Here is an 11,127-nt window from a genome sequence, read left to right on the forward strand (position 1 = left end):
GTCAGTGTGAGCGCAGGGCGGCAAGCAGCCCCTGGATCGGGTGGAAGCGCAGTTGCAGCTCGGCGAGCAGCAGCGTACGCATGTCGTGGCGGAAGGACGCGCGCCAGCCGGGCTGGCCGTGCACGCGTTCGAATCGGGCACCCAGCACCGCCGGGGCGGTGGCAAGCAGGCTGTGCTCGCGCGGGCTCAAGGTCTGCTCCATCACCGCATCGACCTCGGCCAGCCGCGCCAGCTCCGGTGACGCCTGCACCAGCTGGTCGCGCAGGCGGCCGCGCAGGCGGCCGGTAGCGGTCTGGATGGCCTGCTGCAGCACCCGGTAGCGCTGCCGCAACGAAGCGAAGTTCGGCGCGGCGGCGGCCTCGGCCAGGTCCAGCAGGCGCTCGGCCTCGGCATCCTCGCTCAGCGAGGCCAACAGGCTCGCTTCGGCCTGGGCGCAATCGGCCAGCAGGTCATCCAGCGCTTCGGCGGCCTCGGCCGGTTCAGCCAGGCGGCCATCCAGCGCCCCGGCAAGGGCCACGGCACGGCTCCAGTCCACCCACTGGCCGAGGCGATCGGTCAGGGCGGGACTGGAGGCCGGCATCGCGCCGTCGCTGAGACGGGCGAGCAGACGGAGGAAGTCCGGTCCATCCACGACCGGCTGCGCTGCGTTCGCCATCAAGGGGGTGGGGGCCAAAAACCGTTGATTTTACAACCAGATGAGGCCGGCCGTATGAAGGCGGGGGCGAGGGGCAGCACCGATCGGGCCACAAGGCTTAAAATGGTCGGCTGTACCACCGCACCCCGACTTCTGGAGCTTGAGATGACCGTTGCGCAGTTCTACCCGATCGGCACCCCCGGACAGCCTTGGGGCGACGCCGAACGCGCGCAGTGGCGGGCCCGTCAGCAGCGGCAGCGCAGCTACCACGAAGACGTGGTGACCGCGCTGGAGCGGCTGGACGAGCGCTTCGACGTGGTGCAGTACGGCCAGCTGGACTACGCCCCGGACCACTACCCGCTGTTTGCGGTGGTGAACCACGACTGGAACCCGGCCCTGCCGACCGCGCTGGTCACCGGCGGCGTGCATGGCTACGAAACCAGCGGCGTGCATGGCGCCCTGCAGTTCCTGGAGCAGCACGCCGAGCGTTACCTGGGCCGCTTCAACCTGATCGTGGCCCCGTGCATCAGCCCGTGGGGCTACGAGCGCATCCAGCGCTGGAACCCCAATGCCATCGATCCCAACCGTAGTTTCCGTGACGGCGGCCTGATCGAGGAAGCCGCCTCGCTGATGCGCTGGGTGGTCGAACGCAAGGCCAACATCCGGGTCCACCTGGACCTGCACGAGACCACCGACAGCGATCTGCACGAGTTCGACCCGGCCCGCTGCGCCCGCGATGGCAAGCCCTTCGAGCGCGACACCATTCCCGATGGCTTCTATGTGATCGGCAACAGCGAAGACCCGCAGCACGAATTCCAGAAGGCGCTGATCGCCGCCGTGGCCCCGATCACCCACATTGCCCCGGCCGATGCCGAAGGCAATCTGGTGGGCATGCCGCTGCAGTCGCCGGGCGTGGTGTGGGGTGAGTCGCGCTCGATTGGTGCATGTGCCGGCTTCACCGATGCGCTGTATGCCACCACCACCGAGGTGTACCCGGACAGCCCGCGCACCAACCCGCAGGAATGCAACGACGCCCAGGTGGCGGCGGTGTGCGCGGGGTTGGATTTCGCCCTGGCCAATTGACGGCTGCGTCGTAGCGCCGGACCCATGACCGGCGACTTCCAACGGCTGCAGGATCAGCCGATGCCTTTGGCCTGCAGGCGCAGGCTGTCGGCTTCGTCGACCCGTCCAAGCGACTGCAGGTAATCGGCAAGAATGGCGAGGTACAGTTTCTCGGCTACTAGAAACTCGTACCCGCCGTGCGCCGGTCCCCAGAAGCCGTAGAGCTCGACGTGACCGTCGGGGATGAACATCCCTTCCACCTCACGCTGGTACTCGTCCAGGCTATGGGGATACACGACGCCGAAGCCTCCGTTCGAATCGCCAAATCCTCGTCGCTTCAGCGCGAAGGCGGCGACCTCGGCGGGGTTGCTCCATGCGTCGATGACTTCCTTGACGCGTGCGATGGTTTCGGGTGTGGGCTGCATGCTGCAAGGATGCACCAATGGGCAACCTGCTGCAGGCCATTGCCCGTATCTGCGACGTGCAGGCCTGGCGCTGCCGGGAGGGTGGGGCGCGTCGCCGCGCCCCACGCCATCAGTACTTCTTTTCCAGGTTCAGCTGCAGACCATGGTCGGTGTCTTCGCTGCTGCCGAACAGGCCGCGGTACTCGATCCGCAGGCTGAGGTCGCGTTCAGTCTGCAGCACCGCCCCCAGACCGAAAACGAACCGGTTGCGCTTGAGTCCATCGATTTCGCTGCGGTAGAACGGGCCGCCCGGCAGATCGGCGTAGCCCATCGTCACCGGGCTGGCGTCCTGGAAATCGTGCTGGTATTCGAGCCGCAGCTGTGGCGAGAGCGTGCCGAAGCGGACCGGGTAGCGATAGTCCATGTGCACACCCAGGCTGGCGGTGGTGGCGTCCACATCCTGGTCCTCGTAGCGCAGGGCGTGGATCGCGTCGCCGCGTTCGGTATAGCCGTTCAATGTTGCACGGGCCAGGTCCAGCCGCGCATACGGACTCACCGACAAGCGGTCGCGCTGGTAGTCGCCGCCGACCGACAGCGAGGCGAACCACTGCTTGCCATCGCGGTCGCCTTGCACCATCGCGCCATTGGCGGTCACGTAGCGACGTGAGTCGAATGACAGCAACTGGTAACCCAGCAGGCCATCAACGAAGAAGTACTGCCCCGGGTGGTAGCTGCCGTACGCGGCCAGGGTGTAGCTTTCGCCGTGGCTGCGGGTGTCGTTGTGACCGACGTCGGTCGTGTCGCGGCCGTAGCCGATACCACCGCCGAAGGCGAATGCCTGGTTCACCCGGGTATCGGCACCGGCGCTGATGCCGCTGGTCTGGAAGTCGAAGCCCGCGCTGCCCGAGCGACCATCGCGATCACCGCTGTTGATCGAGCCGCCGGTCCACAGGGTAAGGGCACCGTTATCTCCATCACCCCTACGTGTGCCGCGATCCCCAGCGGCGGGCGCGACAGCAACGTCGTCCCTCAGAACAGATTCGTCCAGCGCGGTCACCTGGCGGCAATCGCCACCGGGCATGCGTCGTACCTCATCCTGGCAGCGACGATCGCGGTCGACGCCGAAGCTCAGGCCATTCTCGAAGCGTGTGCCTCTGCCGGCACCATGCAGGCCTTCCATGCGGCGCTGGAAATTGCCGATCTGCGCGGTGGCGAAGCGCCGGGTGGAGGCGGTCTGCGCGCCCAGCAGGCCCATCACCTCCGCGTCCAAGGTCGGGTCCGGTCGGCCGATCACATCAAAGTCGATCGTCGCCGGCGCCGAGGTCGCGAACGCGTTGCTCAGGGTGAAGGTGGCCGTGGTGGTACCGGCGAAGGTGGCCGCCGGGGTGAACGTGAGGCGATAGCCCGCGCTGGCACCACTGCCGGACGGTGCGATGGTGGCAGTGCCGGCAGTGGACGGCGACAGCGACACCAGGGTGGCTGCAGTGAACGGGCCGCCCGTTGCATCCGTCGTCAGCTCGACCACCGCCGCAACACCCGCATTTGCACTGACCCGGCGCGAGATCGCCACCGGCACCTGGTTGATGGTGATCGTGGCGGTGATCGGAGCCGAAGCACCGTAGGCGTTGTTCAAGGTGTAGACGATGCTTGCCGTGCCCGATGCGGTGGCCAGCGGGGTGTAAGTGATGGTGGTACCGGTCACGGTCGTGGTGCCGGTGGCCGGCTGCGTCACCAGGGTCACACCGGTGAACGGACCGCCGGTGGCACCCACCGTGGTGTCGATGGTCAGCGGTTGGCCCGCCACGGCAGGGATGGCCGCGCGCGGCTGTCCGGCAGGCACGGGCAGCGCGTTGACGGTGATCGACACCGTGGCCGTGGCCGAGGTGCCGCCCGGGCCGGTAGCGGTGTAGGTGAAGCTGTCCGCGCCGAAGTAGGTGCCCGTCGGCGTGTAGACAACGGTCACGCCGTTCACTGTGGCGGTGCCATGTGCCGGCGCGCTGGCCACGGCGATCGAGGTGATCACACCGCCGTCGTTGGCCGTCACCGGAATCGTCACCGGTTGCTGCGACGGCGTGGTGGCGCTGTCGTCCACCGTCACCGGCACCGCGTTGGCAATGACGAGGGTGTAGCTCTGGATGCTGGTGTAGCCGGCGTCGTCGGTGGAGCGCACCACTGCGGAATAGCTGCCGGCCGTGGTCGGCGTACCACTGAACACGCCTGCCGAACTGAAGGCAATGCCGGGGGGCAGGGCGCCGGAGTCGATCGCATAGGTGTACGGGGCGATGCCGCCGCTGCTGCTCAGGTTCTGCGAATAGGCCGTGCCGACCGCGCCGCCGGGCAGGGTGGCCGGTGCGATCACTACGGTTGCCGGGGCGATAGTGAAGGTGTACACGCGGCTGGCGGTCTGGCCGTTGGAATCGGTGGCACCCAACGTGATGCTGAAGTTGCCATCCGAGCGGGGGATGCCGGACAGGGTGCCTGCAGAGGTGAAGGACACGCCGACCGGCAGCGCACCACTGAGCAGAGAGTAGCTGTACGGCGCAAGGCCGCCGCTGGAGCTCAACTGTGCGTTGTAGGCCACGCCTGCGCTGCCGTTGGGCAGGCTGGGTGGATCGATGGCGATTGCAGGCGTGGCAACGACGATGGTGTAGTTCTGCTGCAGCGCGAACGGCGCGCCCGCGCCGGTGCTGGAATCGGTGGTACGCACGGAGATGTTGTAGTTGCCCGGTACGGTCGGCGTACCGCTGAGCAGACCGGTGGAGTTGAAGCTCACGCCCACCGGCAACGAGCCGGAGACCAGTGCGTAGCTGTACGGCGCGGTGCCGCCGCTGCTGGCAAAGTTGATGGTGGTGGCCGTGCCGTAGTTCATCGGCAGGTTGCCCGGCGCCGGGGTCATGCTCAGGGTCGGCGCGCCAACGGTCAGCGTGAAGCCCTGGCCGGTGGTGAACGGACCGGTGCCGGTGCTGCTGTCGGTGGCAGTGGCGACGAGGCTGAAGCTGCCCGCCGCGCTCACCGTGCCGCTTACGGTCACGCTGTTGGCGGTGGTGCCGCTGACGCTGAGGCCCGCTGGCAGGCCGGTGACAGCGAAGTTGCTGTAGGGTGCGGTGCCACCATTCCAGGTGAACGTCTGGCTGTAACCTGCGCCAACCTGGGCGCTCATCGGGCCGCTCGCCGTCACGGTGATGGTCGGGTTGCCGACAGTGACACTGACCGTGGCGGGCGACGAGGTGCCGGCGGTGTTTGTTGCGGTGTAGGTAAAGCTGTCCGGGCCCGCGTAACCCGCGGTGGGCTGGTAGGTAATGGAGGTGCCGCTGGCGTTCGCACTGCCATGGAGCGGCGCGGTACCGACGGCCACCGAGGACGGCACGCCGCCAGAGATGTTCAGCGTGATCGGATTGGCGCTGCTGTTGTAGGCCACGCTCGCCGACAGCGGATTGGCGACAGGCGGGGTGTTGATGATCTGCAGCGTATAGCCGCGCGGCGCGGAACTGTAGGGCCCGGTGCCGGTGCTGCTGTCGGTCGCGGTCACGGCGAAGTTGGAGGTGCCCACTGACGTGGGCGTGCCTGTCAGCGCGCCCGAGGAAGCGTTCAGCACGATGCCCGGTGGCAGCGCTCCGGCGGTCACTGCATAGCTGTACGCTCCCGTGCCGCCGCTTGCCGGATTCAGCATGGCGCTATAGGCCACACCCTGGGTGCCGTTGGCCAGCGTGCTTGCCGGCAGAGTGATGGTCGGCGGAGCGATCACCAGCGCATAGGCCCGGGAGCCGGTGTGCGGTGCGCCGGTGCCAGTACTGTTGCTGGTGGCGGTCACGGTGAAGTTGAAGGTGCCGCCGGCCGTCGGTGTGCCGGTGATGCCGCCGGTGCCGCCGAGGGTCAGGCCGGTGGGCAGCGCGCCTGCCGTGATCGCATAGGTGTACGGCGCAATGCCGCCGCTGGCACTGACAGACTGGCTGTATGCCGCCGCGACCGTGCCGTCGGGAAGTGTCGTCGGCGCGATCACGATCACCGGCAGTGCCACCACCAGGGAATAGGCGCGTGAACCGGTGAACGTATTGGCGTCCGTCGCAGTCACGGTGAAGTTGAAGGTGCCGGCTGCGGTCGGCGTGCCGGCCAGTGCGCCAGTACTGGTGTTGAGGCTCAACCCGGCGGGCAGCGAGCCTGCGGTGATGGCGAAGGTGTAGGGCGCGGTACCACCGCTGCCGCTGAGGGTCTGGCTGTAGCCCGCGCCAACGGTTGCACCCGGGACGGTGGACGGGTTGACCAGGATGGTCGGCGGCGGAATCACCTGCAGGGTCACCGTCTCGACCTCGGCGTAGCTGCCGGTGCCGCTGCTGCTGTCGGTGACGCGGATGCCGAAGGTGTAGCTGCCCTGGGTGGTGGGCGTGCCGCTCAGGGTCGCGCCGCTCAGGGTCAAGCCAGGCGGCAGCGTGCCGTTTTCATACGCGAACGTGTAGCCGGGCACGCCGCCGCTGGCAGTGAAGGTCACCGAGTAGGCAAGGCCCTGCGCCGCAGAGGGCGACGACGGCGCGATGGCAAGGGTCGGGTTGGCTGCTGAACCGCTGAAGGAGCGCACGCCGCTGGCCGAGGTGCTGTCGGTGGCGCGGATGGTGAAGGCGTAGGCGCCGCGCTGGGTGGGTGTACCGCTGATGGTGTTTCCGCTCAGGCTCAGGCCCGGCGGAATGGAACCGGTGTCCAGGCTGTAGGTGTACGGTCCGGTGCCGCCGCTGGCACTGAGGCTGGTGCTGAAAGGCACGCCAACCGTCAGGTTGACCGCAGGCGAGGCGGCGAGGGTGATGGCTGATGCCGGAGCGATGGTGACGGTGACGGTGATGTCACCGTTCGAGTCGTCCTGGATGACGAAGGTATCGCTGGTCGCGCTGTCGCCGTTGTGGGTGTACGTCAGCGGCAGGTTGGCACCCGACTGCACGCCGACGGTGCGGCTGCCGTGCGGGGTCGCCGCGGTGCCCGCAGAGATGCCGAAGCCGCCGTGGCAACCGTTGATGTTGATGGTCTGCGAGCCACTGTTGGCGACCGACATGCTCAGCGTCGGGCAGAAGGACGATGGTGCTGCCGTCGCCAGCTGCGGCCACAGGCTGCCTGCGCACAACAGCACGAGGGCGAGCCAGGAGCAGAACGAAGAAAAGAAGACGTGTGAACGCGCACGCGGCGTCTGCACGCGTTGCGCTGATGACTGATGCATGTTCTGCCCCTGTTGGCACCGCACGGGCTCGATCGTCCCAAGGACATCGAGCCAAAACGGCGAGACCTTACCCCTGTCCGCGGACACCGGGCTGGACCCGGTACCGCACCCCTTGCGAACTGCTGGCGATTATTCAAGCAGGATTCAGGGTATAAAAGGAAGTGCCTATATATTCATGAAGGATTAATGTTGCATTCGCACAAAAATTTCGCTTGTACGGCGAGCGGAGTGTGAGCGAGAGTAGCGCCGGCAGCGGACATGACGTCCGTGCCACCAACCTTTCGGGGGAAAAGGTATGACCGAAGTCTTCCTCGGGCAGATAATGCTCACGGGGTTCGCGTTCGCGCCCAGGGGATTCGCCCTTTGCAACGGACAGCTGCTTTCCATCGCGCAGAACCAGGCGCTGTTTTCTCTGCTGGGAACCATGTACGGCGGTGACGGCAGAACCACGTTCGCCTTGCCCAACCTGCAATCGCGTACCCCGGTGGGCGCCGGCAATTCGGTGGATGGCAACTGGAATCCTGCGCCTTACAGCCAGGGCGAAGTGGGCGGTGTGGAGAACGTTACCCTGCTGGCCACTCAGGTTCCGGCCCACATTCCGGTGGTCAACGGAACCACCACTGCAGGTACGGCCCGCAACCCTACCGGGGGTCTGTACGGCACCAGCGGCAGCGCCATCTTCGGACCGGCCAACGGCACCCTGGTTCCGCTGCAGGGCGTGGGGCCGGGCGGCGGCAGCCAGTCGCATCCGAACCTGCAGCCCTACACCGTGATCAATTTCGTGATCGCGTTGAACGGCATTTTCCCGTCGCGCAACTGATTCTTCCGACGCCCATTACAGGAGTTCCCCATGAGCACCCCTTACGTCGGAGAAATCCGCATGTTCGGCTTTTCGCGCGTGCCCAACGGCTGGTTCGCATGCGACGGTTCGCTTCAATCGATTGCCGAGTACCAGGTGCTGTACGCTGTGATCGGCACCACCTATGGCGGTGACGGCGCCAGCACCTTCGGTGTGCCTGACCTGCGCGGCCGCGTGCCGATCCACCAAGGCCGTGGAACGGGATTGAGTTCCTACGGGATGGGGCAGATGTCCGGCAGCGAAAGCGTCACCCTGCTGCAGACGCAGTTGCCGCAACATACCCCCTCGCTGATGGCCAGCACCGTCCTGGCAACCACCGGTGCGGTTGGCGCTACCGTAGTGCCGGCAGCGTTGTCAGGCGAGACCATGTACGTCACCGATATCACCGGCGCCAACGGCGCGACCCTGGCCGCCAACGCAGTTGTCAGCATGGGTGGCAACCAGCCGCACGACAACGAGATGCCCACGCTCACGGTGCAGTTCTGCATCGCCTGGGCTGGCGTCTTCCCTTCGCAAGGCTGAGCGGCCACCTGCGCATACTCGATTCCAGGATACGACCATGACCGAACCTTTCATCGGCGAAATCCAGTTGTTCGGCTTCAACTTCGCGCCCTATGGTTGGGCCAGCTGCAACGGCGCCATCTTGGCCATCCGGCAGAACACGGCCCTGTTTTCGCTGCTGGGCACCCAGTACGGTGGCGACGGACAAACGACGTTCCAGCTGCCCAACTTCGTCAACCGCGTGGCCACCGAACAAGGCCAGGGCGCGGGGTTGTCCCCGCGCAGAATCGGTGAAACCTATGGCAGCAATTCGGTGGCGTTGACCCAGACGGAAATGCCGTCGCACAACCACTCCCTGACGATCTACAACCAACCCGACCAGTCCAAGCGCACCAGCACCCCGGTAGCGGGCAACTACCTGGGACTGCCGACCTCAGGGGCGCCGTTCGTGCCAAACGCCACCGCCAACGCACAGTTCAGTCCCAACATGATCGGTCCGTCCGGTAGCGGCCAGCCCCACGAGAACCGCCAGCCCTACCTCGCGACGAATTTCTGCATTGCGTTGCAGGGTGTGTTTCCCAGCTTCAGCTGAAGACATGCAGGCGTCGTCGCAGCTCACTTCATTTCCGGCGGGCCGCGACGACCGCCTGCGTACCCCCGCGTGGCTGTGCGAGCGCGGGTATGCGCTGCGCCCGCTACACGATGATGACGTGCCGTGGCTGCGCGAACTGTATGCCAGCACCCGCGCGGAGGAACTGGCGCCAGTGCCTTGGCCCGAAGCGAGCAAGCGCGCGTTTCTGGATAGCCAGTTCGCACTGCAGCACCAGCACTACCAGGCGCACTACGGCGATTCGGATTTTCTTGCCATAGAGCGTGGCGGTGTGCCGGTTGGCCGCTATTACCTGCAGCGCGGAACATCAGATCACCTGATTGTCGATGTCTGCCTGTTTCCCGGTGAGCGCGGACGAGGCCTGGCTGCGGCGCTGATCAGCCACAGCCAAGGCGAGGCCGCCGCGCTGGGCTGCGGCATGACCCTGCATGTGCAGGCCGACAACATTGCTGCGCAGCGCCTGTACCGGCGCGCAGGCTTTACCGTAATCCACGACCAGGGCTCGCATCTGCTGCTGCGTTGGGCACCGGGCTGAGCCGGCGACACGCCGCCGCAAGCCTGGCCGCGGGCTCACATTCTCAGTTGAAGATCGCCTGATACAGGAATCCGGCCTGCTCACGCGCTACCGGCACCAGGAAAATCCCCACTTCACCGATGTCGGCATGGCGCATCAGATAGATCTGCTGCGGAAACAGGAAGGCCGAGCTGTTGCGGAACAGCAGCGAAAACGGCGCCCGCGCCGGACCTGGCGGCAGCTGCGATGGATTCAGCGCCCGTGCCTCCACAAGCACGAATGGAATCTCGCCGTCGTTGATGACTGCCGAGAAGGTCTGATCAACGTGGCGGGCGAAATGATCGAGTGTCAGCAATTCCATGCAGGGTTCCCCTAAACCGAACCGCATCGTCGCCGCGCTGCACGCCCGATGCAAGTGTGCGGGCGGCCATGTTCCTGTTCGCCAGGGTTGAATGCGGACCATCAACACACGCCCGCAGCCGGTGACTGGTAGCCTGCGGCCGGGAAATGGCGCTCGCGACGCGCTGTGCACGTTGTTGAACCGTTCACTGCCCCAGCGCCAGGCGATGCATCCGGTCATCGGCTTGCGGCGTATGCCCTCATGCACGCAACGCTGTTGCCCTGCTGCTACGGATGCCCTGCATTCCCGCATGGCTGCTAGGCGGTGCAGTGATGGCAGCGAACGCTGCGCATTTCCCAGCCCGGTTGGGCTATCAACGAGGACACGAACATGCGTACCCAGATCCAGCGCCTGACCCTTGCCGCCACCGTCGCGGTTGCCTGCGCAACTGCCCCGGCCGCCTTTGCCGCCGACAACCCGATGGTGGGTGGCGTGCCGATGTACGCGAACAAGACCATTGTCGAAAACGCCTCCACCGCCCAGAACCTGAGCACCCTGGTGACTGCGGTGAAGGCGGCCGGGCTCGTTGACACGCTCAGCGGCAAGGGTCCATTCACCGTATTTGCTCCCGACAACCAGGCGTTCGCCAAGCTGCCCGCAGGCACCGTGGAAACGCTGCTGAAGCCGGAAAACAAGGCCAAGCTGACCCAGGTCCTGACCTATCACGTGGTACCGGGCACCTACACCTCCACCCAGCTGACCGCAGCAGCGCGCAGCCACGGTGGCAGCAGCACGCTGAAAACGGTGCAGGGTGAAGCGCTGACGGTGAAGCTGCAGGATGGCAAGGTCTGGGTGGTCGACGCCAAAGGCGGCAAGTCTGCAGTAACCACCGCCGACGTGAGGCAGTCCAACGGCGTGGTGCATGTGGTCGATTCGGTGCTGATGCCGAAGTAAGCCCAGGGCCGCAACATCGATGGCAGTGCGGGAGCGACTGGTTTCACAG

Annotated in this window: 10 protein-coding genes; 6 read left to right on the forward strand and 4 right to left on the reverse strand. The window is 66.2% G+C overall.

What is annotated here, in order from left to right; genetic code table 11:
- Position 1: 1 nt before the first annotated feature.
- A complete protein-coding gene (locus J2X70_RS01400) occupies positions 2-655 on the reverse strand; it encodes a DUF3348 family protein (protein ID WP_032975341.1) in 654 nt (217 codons plus the stop codon).
- A 144-nt stretch (positions 656-799) separates the two neighbouring features.
- Between J2X70_RS01400 and J2X70_RS01405 the strand changes: the two genes are divergently transcribed.
- Positions 800-1,717 carry a M14 family metallocarboxypeptidase gene (locus J2X70_RS01405; RefSeq protein ID WP_309908516.1) on the forward strand — a complete coding sequence of 306 codons (918 nt, stop codon included), beginning with the start codon at positions 800-802 and terminating at the stop codon, positions 1,715-1,717.
- Positions 1,718-1,770: 53 nt separating this feature from the next.
- Here the strand turns inward: J2X70_RS01405 and J2X70_RS01410 are convergent, their stop codons facing one another.
- Positions 1,771-2,121: a hypothetical protein gene (locus tag J2X70_RS01410; protein WP_309908518.1), complete on the reverse strand. Its 351-nt coding sequence runs from the start codon at positions 2,119-2,121 to the stop codon at positions 1,771-1,773.
- Between the two features lie 109 nt (positions 2,122-2,230).
- A complete protein-coding gene (locus J2X70_RS01415) occupies positions 2,231-7,138 on the reverse strand; it encodes a putative Ig domain-containing protein (protein ID WP_309908520.1) in 4,908 nt (1,635 codons plus the stop codon).
- A 457-nt stretch (positions 7,139-7,595) separates the two neighbouring features.
- Between J2X70_RS01415 and J2X70_RS01420 the strand changes: the two genes are divergently transcribed.
- The 4 genes from J2X70_RS01420 to J2X70_RS01435 are packed head-to-tail and all read left to right on the forward strand — an operon-like array spanning position 7,596 to position 9,805.
- Positions 7,596-8,120 carry a tail fiber protein gene (locus tag J2X70_RS01420; protein WP_025874318.1) on the forward strand — a complete coding sequence of 175 codons (525 nt, stop codon included), beginning with the start codon at positions 7,596-7,598 and terminating at the stop codon, positions 8,118-8,120.
- A 30-nt stretch (positions 8,121-8,150) separates the two neighbouring features.
- Positions 8,151-8,681 (forward strand): tail fiber protein, encoded by a 531-nt coding sequence (locus J2X70_RS01425; protein WP_309908522.1) that lies wholly within the window; start codon positions 8,151-8,153, stop codon positions 8,679-8,681.
- Between the two features lie 37 nt (positions 8,682-8,718).
- Positions 8,719-9,252, forward strand: coding sequence for a tail fiber protein (locus J2X70_RS01430; RefSeq protein WP_218787632.1), 534 nt, complete (start codon positions 8,719-8,721; stop codon positions 9,250-9,252).
- A 4-nt stretch (positions 9,253-9,256) separates the two neighbouring features.
- Positions 9,257-9,805: a GNAT family N-acetyltransferase gene (locus J2X70_RS01435; RefSeq protein ID WP_059064374.1), complete on the forward strand. Its 549-nt coding sequence runs from the start codon at positions 9,257-9,259 to the stop codon at positions 9,803-9,805.
- 43 nt (positions 9,806-9,848) lie between these two features.
- Here J2X70_RS01435 and J2X70_RS01440 read toward each other — a convergent pair whose 3' ends face one another.
- On the reverse strand, positions 9,849-10,145 hold the full coding sequence (locus tag J2X70_RS01440; RefSeq protein WP_088100127.1) for a hypothetical protein: 297 nt from the start codon (positions 10,143-10,145) through the stop codon (positions 9,849-9,851).
- A 369-nt stretch (positions 10,146-10,514) separates the two neighbouring features.
- Here J2X70_RS01440 and J2X70_RS01445 point away from each other — a divergent pair, with 369 nt between their 5' ends.
- The gene (locus J2X70_RS01445) at positions 10,515-11,078 is read left to right on the forward strand and encodes a fasciclin domain-containing protein (protein WP_025874323.1); all 564 of its coding nucleotides are present in this window, start codon (positions 10,515-10,517) and stop codon (positions 11,076-11,078) included.
- Positions 11,079-11,127: the final 49 nt, after the last annotated feature.

This window comes from Stenotrophomonas sp. 1337 (assembly GCF_031455455.1).
Classification (GTDB): Bacteria; Pseudomonadota; Gammaproteobacteria; order Xanthomonadales; family Xanthomonadaceae; genus Stenotrophomonas; species Stenotrophomonas indicatrix.